Origin of the sequence: Microcoleus sp. LEGE 07076 (assembly GCF_015207455.1) — a bacterium.
In the GTDB taxonomy this organism is placed as follows: domain Bacteria; phylum Cyanobacteriota; class Cyanobacteriia; order Cyanobacteriales; family Microcoleaceae; genus Microcoleus.
Window position 1 is genome coordinate 21131 of record NZ_JADEWV010000042.1, and the last position, 18667, is coordinate 39797.

Annotated in this window: 11 protein-coding genes; 6 read left to right on the forward strand and 5 right to left on the reverse strand. The window is 45.9% G+C overall.

Features of this window, described 5'->3' with window-relative positions; translation table 11 throughout:
- Positions 1 to 3: 3 nt before the first annotated feature.
- Genes IQ270_RS09815 through IQ270_RS09825 form a run of 3 tightly spaced genes read left to right on the forward strand, consistent with a single transcriptional unit; the run spans position 4 to position 3913 of the window.
- Positions 4 to 1236, forward strand: coding sequence for an SGNH/GDSL hydrolase family protein (locus IQ270_RS09815; protein WP_193973036.1), 1233 nt, complete (start codon positions 4 to 6; stop codon positions 1234 to 1236).
- Positions 1237 to 1249: 13 nt separating this feature from the next.
- The gene (locus IQ270_RS09820) at positions 1250 to 2575 is read left to right on the forward strand and encodes a hypothetical protein (RefSeq protein ID WP_193973037.1); all 1326 of its coding nucleotides are present in this window, start codon (positions 1250 to 1252) and stop codon (positions 2573 to 2575) included.
- A gap of 6 nt (positions 2576 to 2581) precedes the next feature.
- Positions 2582 to 3913: a hypothetical protein gene (locus IQ270_RS09825; RefSeq protein ID WP_193973038.1), complete on the forward strand. Its 1332-nt coding sequence runs from the start codon at positions 2582 to 2584 to the stop codon at positions 3911 to 3913.
- 626 nt (positions 3914 to 4539) lie between these two features.
- Here IQ270_RS09825 and IQ270_RS09830 read toward each other — a convergent pair.
- Complete coding sequence (locus IQ270_RS09830) at positions 4540 to 5871, reverse strand: hemolysin family protein (protein WP_193973039.1); 1332 nt, start codon at positions 5869 to 5871, stop codon at positions 4540 to 4542.
- A gap of 328 nt (positions 5872 to 6199) precedes the next feature.
- Between IQ270_RS09830 and mfd the strand changes: the two genes are divergently transcribed.
- Together mfd and IQ270_RS09840 are read left to right on the forward strand one after the other, a co-directional pair.
- Entirely contained in the window at positions 6200 to 9739 is a 3540-nt protein-coding gene (mfd, locus tag IQ270_RS09835) for a transcription-repair coupling factor (RefSeq protein ID WP_193973040.1), read from the forward strand.
- A 556-nt stretch (positions 9740 to 10295) separates the two neighbouring features.
- Positions 10296 to 10961, forward strand: a complete 666-nt coding sequence (locus tag IQ270_RS09840; protein WP_193973041.1) for an S-layer homology domain-containing protein — start codon at positions 10296 to 10298, stop codon at positions 10959 to 10961.
- Positions 10962 to 11403: 442 nt separating this feature from the next.
- On the opposite strand, the gene IQ270_RS09845 is transcribed toward IQ270_RS09840, so the two are convergent.
- Both IQ270_RS09845 and gyrB read right to left on the reverse strand, forming a co-directional pair.
- Complete coding sequence (locus tag IQ270_RS09845; protein ID WP_193973042.1) at positions 11404 to 12120, reverse strand: heme oxygenase (biliverdin-producing); 717 nt, start codon at positions 12118 to 12120, stop codon at positions 11404 to 11406.
- 238 nt (positions 12121 to 12358) lie between these two features.
- Positions 12359 to 15604: a DNA topoisomerase (ATP-hydrolyzing) subunit B gene (gene gyrB / locus IQ270_RS09850; protein ID WP_193973043.1), complete on the reverse strand. Its 3246-nt coding sequence runs from the start codon at positions 15602 to 15604 to the stop codon at positions 12359 to 12361.
- 268 nt (positions 15605 to 15872) lie between these two features.
- Between gyrB and miaA the strand changes: the two genes are divergently transcribed.
- A complete protein-coding gene (miaA, locus tag IQ270_RS09855) occupies positions 15873 to 16799 on the forward strand; it encodes a tRNA (adenosine(37)-N6)-dimethylallyltransferase MiaA (protein WP_193973044.1) in 927 nt (308 codons plus the stop codon).
- A 382-nt stretch (positions 16800 to 17181) separates the two neighbouring features.
- Here the strand turns inward: miaA and IQ270_RS09860 are convergent, their stop codons facing one another.
- Together IQ270_RS09860 and IQ270_RS09865 are read right to left on the reverse strand one after the other, a co-directional pair.
- Positions 17182 to 17877 (reverse strand): CsgG/HfaB family protein, encoded by a 696-nt coding sequence (locus IQ270_RS09860; RefSeq protein ID WP_193973045.1) that lies wholly within the window; start codon positions 17875 to 17877, stop codon positions 17182 to 17184.
- A 180-nt stretch (positions 17878 to 18057) separates the two neighbouring features.
- Positions 18058 to 18432, reverse strand: a complete 375-nt coding sequence (locus tag IQ270_RS09865) for a DUF1823 family protein (RefSeq protein ID WP_193973046.1) — start codon at positions 18430 to 18432, stop codon at positions 18058 to 18060.
- Between the last annotated feature and the right edge of the window lie 235 nt (positions 18433 to 18667).

Consider the following 18667-nt stretch of genomic DNA (forward strand, 5'->3'; position numbering starts at 1 on the left):
AGAATGAGCAAGTTGAAAACTTTGGGTGTCAATTTAGCTTTGACACTCGGTGGTTTATTAATGGGGGTGGTAATTGGTGAAATTGGATTGCGAGTTGCTGGAGTAGAGGGCTACCCCAAAATAGGAGATTTTGTAGACTCTGCACCCACTGGTTTCCACACTTCCGATCAGAATTTGGGCTGGAAGCTCAAACCCGGTGCGTCAGGGGAGTGGAAGGGGGAAGGTGAGAGTTTTGTGCAGGTGAACAGTCAGGGTTTGCGCGATCGCGAACACACAAAAGCCAAACCTCCGAATACTCTGCGAGTAGCAGTATTGGGCGATTCTTTCACCGAAGCAATTCACGTACCAATCGAACAAACTTTCTGGTCGAAATTGGAACGAAAGTTAGGCAACTGCGAAGCCGTTAAGGGACGTAAAAATGTCGAAGTCATCAACTTCGGCGTGCAAGGTTACGGTACTGCTCAAGAATTGATAATGCTGCGAAAAAAAGTATGGGACTACAATCCTGATATTGTAGTTCTAGCCTTTTTTATTGGCAATGATATAATTAACAACTCGCCAAAACTAGAATACGATCGTTATCGACCATTTTTTGTGCGTGATGCTAGCGGCAAGTTAGTAGCAGATATGTCTTTTCGCAATCTGCCACCGATCGATCGCAATGAAAAAGCAGTTTCATTCGTAGACAGGCTGCCCAGTTTTCTCGTGAACAATTCGCGCATTTTGCAGGTGATAAAAAAGGTAGAAGTAGATCGCAAAAAACAGGAGTTATCTAAGGATTTTACCGCTTTGAGTACCTACAACTTCAAGAAACCTCAAGATGCAGCTTGGCAAGAGGCGTGGAGGGTGACAGAGGATTTGATCGTGACGGTGCGGAATGAAGTCGTGCAAAAAAAGGCTGATTTCTTGCTGGTGACGATCGGCGATCCGATGCAAGTTGAACGCAATGGCCAGATGCGAAAAAATTTCATGAGAAAAAACAAAATTCAGGATTTGTTTTATCCAGATAGGCGGCTGGAAAAATTGGGCGCGCGCGAGGGTTTTCGGGTACTGAATTTAGCCGAACAGTTTCAAGGTTATACTGAAAAATATCAAGTCTGCGCCCACGGTTTTGACAATTCTGTACCCTGTCGGGGTCACTGGAATGAACTGGGACACCGGCTTGCTAGTATCATGATTAACCGAAACTTGTGCGAAAATTTGAAGCAGTCTCAACTCCCCGACAAACAACCGTAATCAGTCAATTTTCATGAAAGATTCAACTGCGTTCCAAAAAGGCAAAAATATATTAATTTTAATCGCTGTTAATTTGGCGATCGCCTTTATTTGTCTGGAAGCTTTATCGCTAGCTTTTTATTTTATCAACCAAAAGCAGTTTTTTTATACGAGAACCAAAGCTCAAGAAAAAGTAGTAGAAGATATTGAAAGGCTCGGAATTCGACTCGACGAATCAATCGTAGAAAGACTGCACCCATTTTTTGGCTACGTGCTCAAACAAGGTGCTTTCACCAATGAAAAATTGAAGTTAAAAGTCAACAAACAAGGCTTTTTTTCCCTGTACGAATATCCCTTTATTAAAATCAATAAAAATCAATTTATTATTGGGATATTCGGCGGATCGGTTGCTAACAACTTTGCGGTAGACGAATACGTCACTCAAAGATTGTCTAAAAAGTTAAAGAGTTATCCAGAATTCGCCAATAAACAAATTGTCGTTTTAAATTTCGGTAACGGCGGCTATAAACAACCGCAACAATTATTGATCTTAAATTACTTTTTGGCTTTGGGTCAAGAGTTAGATTTAGTCATCAATATTGACGGTTTTAACGAAGTAGCACTGTCAAATTTAAACAACAAAGGTCGATTAGAAATAGGAATGCCCAGCGTTCAACACATACACCCTCTGACGGGTTTAGCCAACAACAACTTGTCGCCGGAAGAGATGAGTTCGATCGCGCAAATTAGCGAAAACAAAAAACAGTTGAAAGCAGGTATTGACAAATTGCAAACTTGTCAGTTGGCTTTGTGTCACGCTGTTACCTCGCTGAGAGTGAAACAATTAGTCAACAATTACCAGCAAGCCGTTGTCAAGTACGACCGGCAAGTCAAACAATCTAACCAAGACAAGGCAAATAGCGGTATAGTATACCTTCCCAAAGCTGACTTTGTTTTGCCGGATGCTGCTGCTTTTGATAAAATAGCATCGATGTGGTACGAATCGTCGATCGGGATGAATCAAATTTTATCAAGTAGAAAGATTAAGTATTTTCACTTTATCCAGCCCAACCAATATTATCCAACTAAACGAGTTTTTACAGCCAAGGAGAACGAAATCGCGATCGATAAGAAGAGTCCTTACATTGAAGGGGTGAAAAAAGGTTATCCGGTACTGTTGTCCAAAGTCGATGATTTGCAAAAAGCTGGGGTTAATGTTTTTAACGCGGTGAATATTTTGGACAATACCAAAGAAACGGTTTACAAAGATGCTTGCTGCCACTATAATTCAGTAGGAGACGAACTGCTGACTAACTATGTCTCCAGTTCCATTATTAAAGTAGTAAGAAATTCTAAATAAATATTTATGAAAAATTTTAAATTAATTAAGCAAAGCCAAGAAATTATAAAAATTGCTGCGGTCAACTTGGCGCTTTTACTTGTTTTCCTAGAACTCGGTTCCGTGGGATGGTATTTTCTCAAGCACAAGCAATTTTTCTATACTAGACAAAAGACGCAAGATAAGTCGGCTTTAGGAATCAATTTAGAAGGAGTGCGGCTAAATCAGTCTATTGTCGAAAGGTTTCATCCTTTTTTTGGGTTTGTTCAAAAACCCAGCACTGATTTTCGCCCCGGTTTTAAGGTTAACAACTACGGATTTATCTCTCCTTATGATTACCCTTTGAAGAAAACCAAGAAAAATCAATTTATTATTGGAGTTTTTGGCGGTTCTGTGGCTTCTAATTATGGAATATTTGAAGTACAAAATAAAATTTTGCCTCGATACCTCAAGCAGGTTCCCGGTTTACAGGATAAGGAGTTTGTAGTTTTGTCTTTTGCTACGGGAGGCTACAAACAGCCGCAACAGTTATTAGTTTTAAACTATTTTTTGGCTTTGGGTCAAGAATTAGATATGGTTGTGAATATAGATGGCTTTAATGAAGTAGCACTTTCTAATCTCAATAATAAAAATAAAATTGATTTGGCGATGCCAAGTATTCAACACATTCTGCCGCTGACTCAGTTAGCGAATAATAGTCTTTCTGTAAAAGCTATGAAAACAACTCTGAGAATTCAAGAAACTAAAACTAAGATTACTCAGGGTTTGGAAAGTTTGCAACACTGTTCTTTGGCTGCGTGCGATGCTTTGATTTCTGTTTACGTTCAAAATTTAGTCAACAATTATCGCAAAGATACGATCGCCTTTGAGAAAGAACGCACTAAACTCCAAAAAGATGACGGCGGTAGCGTTGTTTATATCAATACTAATAAGTCGGTTTTAGAGGATTCAGCAGCTTTTGAAAAAATGGCATCGAATTGGGCAAAAAGTTCAATTTTTATGCACAAAGTGCTGTCTGCTAGCAATGTGCCGTATTTTCAGGTTTTGCAGCCAAATCAATATTATCAGACGAAAAGGGTGTTTGGTGAATCTGAAAAGCAGATTGCTTTTAACAAGGATACTCCTTATGCTAAGGCTGTGGAAATTGGCTATCCCGCTCTTTTGAGTAAGTTTCCAAATTTGAAAAAAAATAATGTTGATATATTGAATGCTGTGAATGTTTTTGACAAGAGTAAAGATGCTGTTTATGTAGATAGCTGCTGTCATTACAATCAAGCTGGAGAGGTGGTTTTTAGCAATTATGTGGGGAGATATATTCTGGAATCTTTGCGGAAGGATGAGGCTAGGAGTAAGAAGTAGTAGGGGAGGGTAGCATCTCATTTTTGCAAGAAGTCATTAGTCATTAGTTATTTTCTTGAGTAGTCGTAGGGTGCGGATCCATGAAAAATCCTCAAGGTCGATCGACTTTTCGAGTAGCGACGCACCTGATACCATTTATAAAAAAGCTTGCTTCAGAAAAATTTTTGGGCTCCGTGAACGTCCGGGTTGTTTCCTCAGTCGTTGAAAACAACAGGTGCGTCGCTCGAAACAGTCGCTCTTGCTTGAGGATTGTCGATAGTGACGCACCCTACTGCTATGAACCTGTAGTCAGGAATGCGAGTCCTCAAAAATTGATCGGTTTCCTCAGTCGTTGAAAACAACAGGTGCGTCGCTCGAAACAGTCGCTCTTGCTTGAGGATTGTCGATAGCGACGCACCCTACTGCTATGAACCTGTAGTCAGGAATGCGAGTCCTCAAAAATTGATCGGTTTCCTCAGTCGTTGAAAACAACAGGTGCGTCGCTCGAAACAGTCGCTCTTGCTTGAGGATTGTCGATAGTGACGCACCCTACTGCTATGAACCTGTAGTCAGGAATGCGAGTCCTCAAAAATTGATCGGGACTCGCATTCCTCACTGCGAACCTATTTTACCGCCGATCGCAAATTTTAGGTTTTTGGTTCGGTTTTAGCTCGATCGCCCGCCGACTCGATCGGCATTACCAATATCTTATCAACTCGGTTCCCGTCCATATCGACTACTTCGACGCGCAAACCGTTCCACTCAAAATGCTCGGCTGCTGTCGGAATTTTGCCCAAATTTGTAATCACAAAACCGCCCATTGTGTGGTAGCTACCCCTATTTTCTGATGATAGTTCTTCGATGCCAAACAAATCGAAAAAATCTTCTACTGCCAGCATTCCGTCTAACAGCCAAGAACCGTCCTCGCGCTGCACTGCTTGGGGTTCGTCCGCATCTTCTACTGAGGGAAAGTCGCCAACGAGTTCGACTAAAATGTCGTTGACTGTAACCAATCCTTGAATGACGCCGTATTCGTCTACCACTAAGGCAATTTGATTGCTAGATTGCTTGAAAAGCTCTAATACTTTTAAACCGCGCGTGCTTTCAGGCACAAATAAAGGCCTGCGTAAAGAAGCACTTAAATCGAGGGGTTGACCGGTCAAAGTGCGAGACAGCATATCGGTAACGTGTACTAAACCGACAACGTTATCGAGTCCGCCCTGACAAACAGGAAACCGAGAATGACCGCTGCCGAGCATTTTTTGGCGGTTTTCTTCTACTGACTCGTCTAGGTCGAGCCAAGTAAGATCGGGTCGCGGGGTCATTAAGGCGCTGACTCGCCGATCGCCCAAACGAAAGACTCTTTCTACCATGTCTTGTTCGGCTTCTTCAAAGGTTCCTGCCTCGGTTCCTTGCTCGATTAAAACTTTAATTTCTTCCTCTGTAACTTGCGGTTCTGTTGAAGGCGAAATCCCCATGATTCGCAGCACTAAGTCGGTGGAATAACTTAAAACATAAACGGCGGGAGCGCCAATTTTTGAGAGCATTCGCATGGAAATAGCGACACTGGAGGCGATCGGCTCAGGGTTGTTGAGGGCGAGGCGCTTGGGCACGAGTTCGCCGATAATTATGGTGAGATAAGTGATGGTTAAAATTGCGATGACTGAGGCGATCGCCCCTGAGTAGGGGGCCAGTGCCGGAATCAAGCGCAACACAGGCTCTACTCTTTTAGAAATGGTCGTTTCTCCGAAAGCGCCCGAAAGGATAGCCAGCAACGTAATCCCGATTTGAACTGTCGGCAAGAACTGATTGGGGGCATTAGCCAGATCCAGCGCTACGCGGGCATTTATCGAACCCTGGTTGGCCATCTGTTGCAGTCTCACCTTCCGTACTGAGATGATGGCCATCTCTGACATCACAAACACGCCATTGAGGAAAACCAGCAGGAGAACAATCAGAAGGTCTATACTTTGGGACATTTCTCAAATTATCGGTGGTAAAGGCGAAGCACACTGCCCGGTTAGTCGATTTTAGATTTTAGATTGAACTGAATCCACAATCTGGGGTCTGTGTCAATCTAGATCGACAATCTCGATTTGGCGATCGACCTGTCCCTAGATTAACGGAACTGGTTCATTTAGATCGCAAGTTCGAGATATTTGCACAAAGCCGATTGCAGATATCTACCCGCAGTAGAGCAGAACTACCAACAGCCGATCGCCACAATGATAGAGGTTTGTCGTACAATCGAACTTAGTAGGCAGCCGTGAAGAGCCGATACCCATCGGGGGTTAAAATTAATAGCGCATGACTTTCTCTTCGATAATTCGTACCCTGGGGCGATCGCCCCTAGCCACAGAACTTCTCAACAAGCTCAAACAGCATCACTGCTTGCAACTGTCCGGCATCGCCCGTTTGCCCAAAGGCCTAATAGCTTCCGCCCTCGCACAGCAAGAAGGGCGAAACCTGTTGGTGGTGACAGCCACTCTGGAAGAAGCAGGGCGCTGGGTTGCCGGGTTAGAAGCAATGGGCTGGCAAACCGTTTATTTTTACCCGACTTCGGAAGCTTCGCCCTACGAGCTATCTTACTCCGACGAGAACGAAATGACTTGGGGGCAAATGCAGGTGCTCGCCGACTTGGCGGACAAGGAAGAAACAACCGCCAGCGCCTCGAAGCCGATCGCCATTGTCGCCACAGAAAGAGCTCTCCAGCCTCATTTGCCGCCTCGCAGTGCTTTTGAACCCTACTGTCTGACGCTGAAGCGAGGCGAAGTTCAAGACTCCAAAATACTTGACCGCCAACTGGCCTCGATGGGGTACGATCGGGTGAATTTGGTGGAAATGGAGGGGCAGTGGAGCCGCCGGGGCGATATTGTTGATGTGTTTCCCGTGGCGGCGGAGTTGCCGATGCGACTCGAATGGTTCGGGGATAATTTGGAACAACTGCGGGAGTTCGATCCGTCTTCGCAGCGATCGCTCGATAAGGTCGATCGATTAGTTTTAACTCCTACTAACTTTAACACAATTATTAAAGCGGTATTAGCCGAAAAAAATCTTGACAAAATCAACGAATTAGGCTTTGTTGACACAGAAAATGAAGCCGAAAAATTTGTCCGCAGGCTGTTGGGTTTAGCGTTTGAAAAACCAGCGTCTTTGTTGGATTATTTGCCGGAAAATACCTTAGTTGCAGTTGACGAACCTGCTCCATGCGAAGCTCACAGCAACTGCTGGTTTGAGAACGCACAGGAACAGTGGGAAAGTTGCAATCGGGAATCTGCAGTAGCGGCTGGGGAAACAGAAAAGTTGCCAATTGCTAATTTGAAAGTTCCGAAAATTCACCGCACTTTTGCAGAATCTATGGTAGGTGTCGCAGGTTTCGAGCGGCTGGAACTTTCAGAATTAGCCGAAGATTCTGCAACTGGAAAATCTCAAATGCCTGCAATTAATTTGGCTTCTCGGCCGGTGCCTGTGATGCCTCACCAATTTGCCAAGCTGTCTCAAATGCTCAGGGAAGAGCGCGATCGGGGTTTTGCCGTGTTTCTGGTTTCGGCTCAACCGAGCCGCTCTGTTTCTCTGCTGTCGGAACACGACTGTCCGGCTCAGTTTGTGGTGAATCCTCGGGACTTTTTGGCGATCGACAAGTTGCAGTTGCAGCACGTTCCGGTGGCTTTGAAGTACAGCGGGCTGGCAGAATTGGAAGGGTTTATTCTGCCGACTTTTCGGATAGTTGTAATTACCGATCGGGAATTCTACGGCCAGCATTCTTTGGCAACTTTTAGCTACGTCCGCAAACGCCGCCGCGCTGCTTCTAAAAAGGTTGACCCGCACAAGCTCAGTCCGGGGGATTTTGTGGTGCACCGCCAGCACGGAGTTGGCAAGTTTCTCAAGTTGGAACGCTTGACGGTCGATCGGGAAACTCGCGAATATTTGGTGCTCCAATACGCTGACGGTACTCTGAGAGTCGCAGCTGACCAGTTGGGCGCTCTGTCGAGGTTTCGGACTGTCGGCGATCAAGTACCGAAACTCAACAAGCTGACTGGTCAAACTTGGGAAAAAACTAAAACTAAAGTTCGCAAAGCTGTTAAAAAATTGGCGGTTGATTTGCTGAATCTTTACGCTAAAAGAGCTAAGCAACAAGGTTATGCTTTTCCTCCTGATATGCCTTGGCAGCAAGAGTTGGAGGATTCTTTTCCCTACCAGCCAACGCCGGATCAGTTGAAGGCTACTTTTGATGTCAAACGTGACATGGAGGGCGATCGACCGATGGATCGCCTGGTCTGCGGTGATGTCGGTTTTGGCAAGACGGAAGTCGCTCTGAGAGCTATTTTTAAGGCGGTTACAGCGGGTAAGCAGGTGGCTTTGCTCGCTCCGACGACGATTTTAACCCAACAGCATTATCACACCCTCTCAGAGCGTTTTTCGCCTTATCCGATCCAAGTTGGTTTGCTCAATCGCTTTCGCACCGAAACCGAGCGCCGGGAAATTCACAAGCGCTTGGCCACAGGAGAGCTAGATGTGATTGTCGGTACTCAATCTGTTTTGAGCAAGGCGATTAAATTTCGGGATTTGGGCCTGTTGGTGGTGGACGAAGAACAGCGGTTTGGGGTTAAACAAAAGGAAGCTATTAAAGCTCTAAAAACTGAAGTAGATGTGCTCACTCTCACCGCAACGCCGATTCCCCGGACTTTGTATATGTCGCTGTCGGGGATTCGGGAGATGAGTTTGATCGCCACTCCGCCGCCAAGCCGCCGCCCGATTCAGACTCATTTGGCACCCTACGATTTGGAAGCGGTACGGACTGCTATTCGTCAAGAGTTGGACAGGGGCGGTCAGGTTTTTTATGTCGTGCCCCGGATTGAGGGGATTGATGAGTTGGCGGATACTTTGCAAACAATGGTTCCGGGGGCGAGAATTGCGATCGCTCACGGTCAAATGGAGGCTTCGCAACTAGAATCGATCATGCTGACTTTTAGCGCGGCCGAGTTCGATATTTTGGTGTGCACCACAATTATTGAGTCGGGTTTGGATATTCCCCGTGTCAATACAATTTTGATTGAAGACGCGCAGCGGTTCGGTTTGGGCCAACTCTACCAGTTGCGGGGAAGGGTGGGGCGCGCCGGAATTCAAGCTCACGCTTGGCTGTTTTATCCGAAGCAGAATAAGCTTTCGGATTCTGCAAGGCAGCGGCTGCGGGCAATTCAAGAGTTCGCGCAGTTGGGATCGGGCTATCAGTTGGCCGTCCGAGATATGGAAATTCGCGGTTCGGGTGATGTTTTGGGAACTGAACAGTCCGGTCAAATGGAGGCGATCGGTTTTGATTTGTATGCTGAAATGTTAGAAGAGGCAATTCGCGAAATTAAAGGTCAGGAAATTCCCAAGGTTGAGGACACACAAATCGATCTCAATTTGACTGCGTTTATTCCTGCTGATTATATCGGGGATTTGGACCAAAAAATGAGCGCTTACCGTTCTGTGGCTTCTGCTGATACCCCAGAAGCTTTGCAGCAGATTCGGGCCGATTGGTGCGATCGTTACGGGCCCATTCCTCTTCCGGCCCAGCAACTGATCCGCGTTGTCGAACTCAAACAAATTGCCAAGCAAATCGGTTTTTCTCGCATCAAACCGGAAAACAAGCAGCACATTGTTTTGGAAACGCCGATGGAGGAACCTGCTTGGAATTTGCTAAAAGCTAATTTGCCGGAACATTTGCGCTCTCGTTTTGTGTACAGCAAGGGGAAGGTTACTATTCGAGGTATGGCAGTTTTGACTGCCGAAAAGCAGTTGGATAATTTGATAGATTGGTTGGGTAAAATGCAGGACGCTTTGCCAGAAGCCAATGTTTTTTAAGCTCGGCTCAATTTGTCTTTCGCCATCCAACATCAGTCCCAGCGTTCCACTCTTTATATCGTTTCCGGTTGCACCAGAATAATAAAATAGAGTCAACAGTCAACACTCATATCAAATCCTCTCTTCATCGGAATAATAAAATCGAGTCAACAGTCAACAGTCAACAGTCAACATCATGTATGAGTGTAACCGAAAATGAGATCACCTGACGGTACAACCGGAATTGATATTACCCAACACTTGTTTTATCTTTTGGAGTAAATATCAAATCTCAAATATCAAATCGACGCTCCGCACGGGTTGCCAGAAATCCGGTTTTTTCGCAAAAATACTGGTTTAAAACCATCTATAGCGGTTCTCAGTTAGGTGTGAGGTATGCCCGGAAGGCCGGCGCTGGCCGAGGATACCTCATCTTTTTGAGAAATGCTAGATATCGGCTAAACAACCCGGTTTCTTTGCGGGCGAGTGCCTGAACCCGAAGCGTCATACCGATGGAACCCCAAAAAATATTACTGCTGTTTTCAAGATTATTTTAGCTGCATCAAGGATTAAAATAGTGAAAAAGTTAGTGTGTGTTTTTTTGGCGATCGCGCTAACGCAAGGAGTACCAACGGTGGTTGAAGCTCAACAAATTATTGACCCCATCGAGCGGGTTGTCAGTGCAGGATTGATGAATAAAGATCCTAGCGGCAACTTTAATGCTGAGGGGCTTGTCAGCCGCGCCGAGTTGGCGGTGATTTTGGTAAAAACTTTTGGTTTGGAACGGCGGAAAACAGCTCAGAAATCGGATGTGGAATTACCGGATGTACCTAAAAGTTATTGGGCTTACAGTGCGATTCAAACTGCTTTTAAAACGGGAACAATGAGTGGATATCGCGACGGAATGTTTTTCCCAAATCAAAGGGTGACTCGCGCTGAGGCATTGGCAATTTTTGCTCAAGCTTACGGCATTTTTCAATTTTCCGACGCTACTATTACCGAGATTTTAGCTAAGTATCCAGATGCAGGGGAAATCCCCAGTTGGGCTAGAAAGTCTATGGCTACTGCACTTAATGAAGGGTTTGTGAATGTTGAATTCGGAACTAATAAAATTAATCCTTTGAAGCCGATGACTCGCTGGGATATCGCTTACGCTTTGAGCAAGTATTTGGAACGGCAGGTAAGGCCAACTTCTATGCCGGTGCGTGAGGAACAGCCTCCGAATCGCGGCATGGGAAGGTAATATTTGTTCTGCATTAAAAATTTAATTTTTTGGGGCGGCAGGATGCTCTTCTCAAAACAGAGCAGTCGCAGGGTGCGCGGCTCTTAAAAATCGATCGCGAACAATCGACAATCTCATATATCCGTACCGTAATATCAAATTCGGTAGCATCGGAACGATTAAACCGCGAAGACGCTTTAGGCTTTCGCCGCGCGTCAGCGCTCTTATCGCAAAGGAAGGACGTACATTTTCTTGTTTCTCTTCCTATCTCTTCCTCGCCTTCGGGAACGGCTTCGCTGAAAGCGGTTCAGTAGCATTTTTTTTGAAAAATGGTATCAAAAAAGTCGATCGCCCGCCATGCAAAATCCCGGAGATTTGGTGACTGTGAAAGCAGCCATCAAACCCCCAGGATTTAAAGTTTTCCTCTTAAACGAGGCTCAAATTATTGTCGATAGGTGCGGGCTCAATCAGCAGTAGCCAATTCGGTACTGCCGCCGCCGCGCTTCCGCGTTAGGGTATTGAACAGCATCTGACCCACAGCTTTAATCAAATTGCCTTCTAACTCCATAAACATCTTCATGTTCATGCCAAAAGCTGCATTAGCTTCGTCAACAATGCGCTCTGCTGTAGCTTCGTCAATCGGCAGTTCATTCATTGCCTGACGGTAGTTAGCTTTGAATTCTTTTTCATCAGGAATATCCTGGAATTCATAAAAAGCAGTGCCTTCTCCCTCAGTAAGATTCATCCCGCGCTGGGCAATTCCCTTCAGGATTTGTCCGCCGGACAAATCGCCGAGATAGCGAGTGTAAGAATGAGCTACTAACAGTTCCGGTGCGGTAGCCGAGATTTCGTGAATCCGCTGCACGTAAGCTTTAGCTGCTGCTGACGGGGCTACTTGTTCGCGCCAGTTTGCACCGTAGTAGTAGAACAAATCTTGCTCTAAGCTTTGTTTGCGATTCAACTGGGAAAAGTAAATTTTTGAAACAACCGGATGCTGCTTTTGGCGTTCCATTTCCTCTTCCATTGCCGAGTAGACAAAGTAAAGGTTTCCTACTAACTTTCGGTAAGAAGTTTTTTCTACAACGCCTTTTAAAAAACACTTGACAAAACCGACGTTTTCTGCCATACTGTGGGACTTTTTCGTTCCCTCACGCAATTTGGTGGCTAAATTGATGCTCATGCTATATTGTCCAACCTTCTATTTTTGTGTTAGTTGATGGATGCGCCAAAAATCTAAAAATTACCTAAGCATTTACCTTAGATCGATTTGATGAGAGATTGTATTAATTTTTATAACAAAAGTTGGCGGTAGTCAGTTGGGGGTAGTCATCAGTCATCAGCCACTAACTAATGACTAATGACTAATGACTCATCCTCGCCAGCAACTGTCAACTGCCAACTGCCAACTGTCAACTAACTTAGATGTCCAAGTCAAGCATATTCAGTTTGGGGCCGTAGGTTTCGATGAATTCGCGGCGGGGGGCGACTCGATCGCCCATTAAGATCGTAAAGATGCGATCGGCCTCTGCTGCGTCTTCAATCTCCACCCGTTTCAGGGTTCGAGTTTCCGGGTTCATCGTGGTATCCCACAACTGTGTCGGCATCATTTCGCCCAAACCTTTGAACCGCTGGATGGTGTAGTTAGCATTCGCTGGAAATTCGTTGCGGATGAGATTGTTCATTTCGCGATCGCTGTAACAGTAGTAATGATTGCGTCCCCGTTCCACTTTATACAGAGGAGGACAAGCAATATAGATGTAACCTTGATCCACAAGCGCGCGCTGGTAGCGGTAGAAGAAAGTCAGCAACAGCGTGCGGATGTGTGCTCCATCTACGTCAGCGTCAGTCATAATTACGATGTGGTGATACCGCAATTGACCGGGATCGAATTCTTCGCCTTTGATCCCCAAACCTAGGGCGGTAATTAACGATTGAATTTCGTTATTTTTGTAGATTTTGGCATCGTCGGTTTTCTCAATGTTGAGAATTTTACCGCGCAAAGGCAGGATTGCTTGGAATTGGCGATCGCGCCCTTGTTTCGCACTGTTGTGGACAAAAACTCCCGCACCTAATGCAAAGTTGTGACTGTTAGGCACTTCGATGTCGTAAACATCGTACCGTTCCTCTACAGGTTCGATCGACACAACGCGGTGGTTGTAATTGCGAACAGCTTGGCGAGCCAGCAATTGATCTCCGCCAAAGTAGCGATCGCAAAAAGTTTGGTACTTCAACAAACACTTATCCTTTTTCGTCCGGCGGCAAGCATCGTAATAATCTACATTAATACAGCCTTTTTGCAACTCCACATACTTCAACATTTCCAGAGTTTTCCGGTAGTAAGTTTCGTTCAAAGCTGCTTTGCGTTGGCGGCGAAACTCCGGCGTCCACTGTTCCTTAGTTTTTTCACGGCGCCAGTCCAACAATTCCCGATCTTTCCACTGCTCCTTGGCAAATTGCGAATGAGTCTCCCGTGCTTCAGGATTATTAGCAAAATGATTGCGAACCCGTTCCGACTGAGCCAAACGGTTTTCTTCGGAACTCCAATACTCTTGCTGCGCTTGGTTGAGCAGTTCATTATTTTGCTCACGATAAGCTTCATTAGTGTCGTAAAACTCACGCCACTTGCTCGTCATGTAAGCTTTATACTCTTCATCTTCCCACTGAGCTTTTGCCTGTTCAGACAGAATTTGCCGCGTTTCAGGATGCTGCATCCGCTCTTTCATCATCGCCCGAAATTCATCAGTCATGTGAGCTTGACGGCTCTTTTCAATCACATCTGGCCTGTGCAATGTTTTCTCAAGATTGGCGCGGTGTAAAGCCAAGTGTTCCTGAGCGGGTAGCCGCTGAATATTGGTCGGATTGTTGTTGAGTTTGTTGAAATCAACATGATGGCGGTGATTGCCGTCAGATGATTGATAAACACCGTGTTTTAGGTTGTAGAAATCCGATAGCAGATGACTGTAAATCCACTTGTCACTGTTGGGATTCCAAACCATTTCGTAACCGTTAAGTCCCTGCCCATTTTGGTTCTTTTTAGACAACTGGCGGTTGAGAGGCATCAACGAATCGTCCGGTGTCAGCAGTGCTGCTGCTTTGTAAGTGCCATCCCGCAACATGAACCGATGATCTGGAGTACAAGTAATTGTCTCCCCATTGTCTAATGTCAGTTTGACAACTTCAGCATTTGCTTTAGTCATGCGAGCGTTGGTTATCCGCTCAAACCCGATGTTTCCACTCTCGCGAATGGTGTAGCAAAAGTGTTCTTTGCCTTCTGCTTGTTCATCAACTATCTCTTTGATAGTTTTTGTAGTGCCGTCAGCTAATATTATTTCCTGAAATGAAAAAAAACAGCCCCCTGCAGAATCGCCTTCGACCAGGTATATCTCAGACAGGGCGGGGTCTCTGGAGCTACAGTCCGCTAATTTTCCGGGCAAAGGAGATGATTCTAAGACGGATTTGCGGCGCACTAAGTCGCGGGCGCGGCGGGCTGCTTCTGCGGCTTTAAATGCCTGAATTGCTTTTTCCAAAATAGCGTCGGCTACTTGGGGGCGAAACTCCAAATACTCGGTCAATACTTCGCCTACCAAGGAATCGACAATTCCCCGAACTTCTGTATTGCCTAGTTTAGTTTTTGTTTGGCCTTCAAATTCGGGATCGGGAACTTTGACGGAAATTACTGCTGTCAAACCTTCGCGGACGTTTTCGCCGGCGAGGTTGGGCTCGTTTTCTTTGATTTTGTTGCGCTTGCGGGCGATCGAATTCATCGTCCGCGTCAAAACGGCTTTCAAACCTTCTAAGTGCGTACCGCCGTCGATCGTCCGAATGTTGTTAGCAAAACCCAAAACGTTGTCGCTAAAAGCATCGACGCACCACTGCAAAGACACTTCTACGTGCACGTTGTTGCGTTCTCCTTGCACGTAGATTACCTCTTCGTGCAGGGGTTGCTTGTCGCGGTTCATGTAGGCGATATATTCCTTGATGCCGCCTTCGTAACAATAGGTTTCGACGCGCGGTTCGCTGCTTTTGAGCAATTCCAAACGGCGATCGCTAAACGTAATTCTCACGCCCGCATTCAAATAAGCCAATTCTCGCAAGCGTCCGGAAACCGTAGCGTAATCGAACTCAATCCCAGTGCTAAATATCTGAGTGTCTGGCAGGAAACAAACTGAAGTACCGGTGCGATTTCCTTTGCTGGGCTTTGCCTCAAGTTCGCTGACTGGAAAGCCTCTTTCGTAGCGCTGCAAATGTTCTTTTTGGTCGCGCCAAACTGTAACCTTTACCCACTCCGAAAGCGCGTTTACCACCGAAATACCTACACCGTGCAATCCTCCAGAAACCTTGTAACCGCCGCCGCCAAATTTACCGCCGGCGTGCAGTACAGTCATTACGGTTTCTATTCCCGATTTGCCAGTCTTGGCAACGATACCGGTGGGAATACCGCGGCCATCATCTGTGACACTGACTGAACCGTCAGCGTTGAAGTCAACCTCGATGTGAGTGCAGTGGCCAGCCAGCGCCTCATCGATGGAATTGTCCACAACCTCGTAAACTAGATGGTGGAGTCCTCGCGGGCCGGTGGTACCGATGTACATCCCCGGTCGTTTGCGGACTGCTTCGAGACCTTCGAGAACTTGAATCTGGTCGGCGCTGTAGCTGCTGGTCATACAAAATAGCTCCAATAATGAGGCCTAAAGCCCCAAAAGCTTCTAAAATGGAAAAACTCCTAAAATTATAGCACAAAACGGTTAAAGGCGATGCTAGGGCATTCTAAATGGAAATTTATTAGGGGGACGGAGGCGAATAGTTGTAAGATTGCTTCGCGACTTCCCTGGTGCAGCGCGGTGAATGAGTGGATGGATAGAAGGGAAAGTGGAGAGGAAGAAAGTCGGGGAGAGGATTTGAGGGTTTTTCTCAGGAAATGTGCGACAGCTTATGTCTAGATTAATTACGATTTGTGGGGCGACTGCGACGGGGAAGTCGGGGGTGGCTTTGGCTTTGGCTTCACGACTGCGATCGCCGGCAGTTTTGAGTGCGGACTCCCGTCAAGTGTACCGCGAATTTGACATCGGAACGGCAAAACCGACGGGGACAGATCGCGCTTTGGTACCGCATCACTTAATTGACATCTGCGATCCGAGGGAAACTCTAACATTGGCGGAGTACCAGCAGCAAGCTCAAAAAATAATTGCTGATGCCGATTTTCCGGTTTCTCCCCCGCTGTTGTTGGTGGGAGGGACTGGTTTGTATATTAAATCGATCGTGCGCGGTTTGAAAATTCCGAGGGTTGCACCGGTGCCCCAATTGCGATCGCAACTTGCCGAACTCGGACAATCTCAATGTTACGCGATGTTGCAGCAGGTCGATCGCTCTGCCACCGACAAAATTCACCTCAACGATTCGGTTAGAACTTTAAGAGCACTCGAAGTATTTTATGTCACCGGGCGCTCTATTTCCGAACAGCAGGGCGAAAATCCTCCGAATTATCCTATTTTACAAATTGGGTTGGATTGTGATATTGATGTTTTGGGCGATCGCATCAAACAGCGCACCGAACAAATGTTAGAACGCGGTTGGGTGGCTGAAGTAGAATATTTGTGTAAAAAATACGGCTGCGACTTACCTTTATTGAACACCCTGGGATATCAGGAAATCAAACAATATTTGGCTGGCGAGATTACCCTGAATCAAGCTAAGGAATTAACAATTTTGCACACGAGGCAATTTGCCAAGAGACAGCGAACTTGGTTTCGAGCATACCCTGAAATTGAATGGTTTGATGTTAGCGCGCCAGATTTGCTGGAACGAGTTTGGCACAGAATGCAGGATTTTTTTAATCAACATTTCGGCGACACGCAATAATCCGAACCAGTTCGGAAAAAAACATTTCGTCACCCTCAATAGTCGGGGATCTTTTTTGGGCTGATATCGTTTCCGGTTGCATCGGAATTATTTAACCGGACCTAGGGCGCAGAGAACACAGAGGAAGAGAAGAGAGAGATGAAACATCCACTTGTTGAGGCACTGTCTGCTATTTTTCGCTGACATACAGCGTATTCCGGGTTTCTAATCTGGTTTCTTTACACTTAGAGAACTGTCAACTGATGGTTGTTGGAGAAACCCGGTTTCTGGGGTAGTGCATCTCAATGAAATATGCTGCCAATCAATTGATACAACTTCGTGTTTCCGATCGGGTGCATCTTGAGGAATGCCGAAATTTTTAACCGAACTTAGGATGATTATTTTACGGCAATTTTTTGGATACTTCTGCCAGTTTAGTCACCATTTGCGATACGGCTTTATCCACTGCCGCGCTCAAAAGTCCGTCTTCATTGGTACTGCCGGAATTACCGCCAATACCTCGCACAGAAAAATTGGAATCGCTTTGATCCGCTTCTCCTACTGATTTAGCTGTGGCAAGAATATCACCGTCCGCTGTACCGATTAACCTTACGTCTATTTGAACGGTAGCTTTGGTTTTTTGCGAACCGCCGCCGATTCCCATGAAACTGCCGCCTCCGGATTGTTTGTCGATATTAAACTTGGTAATGGTACCGATGAGTACGGCGTCTACTCCTAATTGTTTGCCAATTTCGGCTGCTGTGCCGGCATCCATTGAACCGCTGCGATTTTGTTGTTTGAGCGCTTGTTCGAGTTTGCTGCGATCGACTACTATATAAGTGCCATTGTTGACGAGTTCGTTGATTAGCAGTTCGCTGATGCCTTTGGCTGCGCCGACTCCCCGGTAAGAAGTGTAATAGCTGTTGGTGGTGCCGTAGTCGAAGTCCATGACGACGAGGCGCTTTTTGGCGGTAGTTTGGGCGATTTGAGCTGGGGGTTGGGTGGTTGCTGGTGTGGCGATCGCATTGACTGAAATGCCTGCTAGCATTAGCACAGCTAGAGAAATGCCGGTTAAGCCAGATATGGTGGTTGTTTTCATAAATTTTTCCTCACAGTTGTTTTGTGCCGACTCTAGGATACTTCACCGAACCGGCGAATGTCAGGGTTGCGGGCGATAAAGTTGGAATGCGGGAATCGGTTTTAGTCTTTTTTGACTGCTAAAATTCTAATTTTTTTTCATTAACCGCAGAGGATACAGAAACAGAGAGGAAGAGTTTAATCAAGGTTTCAAGCCCCCAGCTTCCACGAAACCCATCAACCAATTAGCCATCGTCGCCCTGCGAGTCTGTCTCGGCCCGAATTCCCCAATTTTATAGCCCTTAAACCCCAATTTTTCCTTGAGTAACTGCTTGTTTTCTGGAGGGGTCGATCGAGTCAATTTCACCGTTGCGGGTCTAGAATCGATAAAATCCGGCGGTTTCGGGTAATCTTTGCGCCATTCCGGTGCAACATTTTCATTATTCCACACCCCAGTCTCGGGATCGCAGCGGTAGCCCAGATACAGCCAAACTAATCTGTTAACAGCAGCATCGTCGATTTCTTCGTTGAGAATAGCCCAAATAGTTTCGTGATTCAGCGGTGGTAATTCAGACATCAGTGCGATCGCATCGGCAATAAAAAAACTTTAACTCACATTAGATAACATTATCAGGAACGGGCCGCAGATCCCGTTCCACAACAAATCATAGGAATTTGTTTTTGGGGTGGACACGCGAACCCGCCCAAAATGCCCCACCCAAAAAAATCAATTCAAAATTCCGTCCTTCTGCGCCATCGACAGCATCAAATCAATCACGCGGCAAGAATAACCCCACTCGTTGTCATACCAA

Bases quoted from the DNA above. Each gene is read 5' to 3' on its own strand.
- IQ270_RS09815 (WP_193973036.1), top strand. From the start codon at position 4: ATGAGCAAGTTGAAAACTTTGGGTGTCAATTTAGCTTTGACACTCGGT.
- IQ270_RS09820 (WP_193973037.1), top strand. From the start codon at position 1,250: ATGAAAGATTCAACTGCGTTCCAAAAAGGCAAAAATATATTAATTTTA.
- IQ270_RS09825 (WP_193973038.1), top strand. From the start codon at position 2,582: ATGAAAAATTTTAAATTAATTAAGCAAAGCCAAGAAATTATAAAAATT.
- IQ270_RS09830 (WP_193973039.1), bottom strand. From the start codon at position 5,871: ATGTCCCAAAGTATAGACCTTCTGATTGTTCTCCTGCTGGTTTTCCTC.
- mfd (WP_193973040.1), top strand. From the start codon at position 6,200: ATGACTTTCTCTTCGATAATTCGTACCCTGGGGCGATCGCCCCTAGCC.
- IQ270_RS09845 (WP_193973042.1), bottom strand. From the start codon at position 12,120: ATGAGCATCAATTTAGCCACCAAATTGCGTGAGGGAACGAAAAAGTCC.
- gyrB (WP_193973043.1), bottom strand. From the start codon at position 15,604: ATGACCAGCAGCTACAGCGCCGACCAGATTCAAGTTCTCGAAGGTCTC.
- miaA (WP_193973044.1), top strand. From the start codon at position 15,873: ATGTCTAGATTAATTACGATTTGTGGGGCGACTGCGACGGGGAAGTCG.
- IQ270_RS09860 (WP_193973045.1), bottom strand. From the start codon at position 17,877: ATGAAAACAACCACCATATCTGGCTTAACCGGCATTTCTCTAGCTGTG.
- IQ270_RS09865 (WP_193973046.1), bottom strand. From the start codon at position 18,432: ATGTCTGAATTACCACCGCTGAATCACGAAACTATTTGGGCTATTCTC.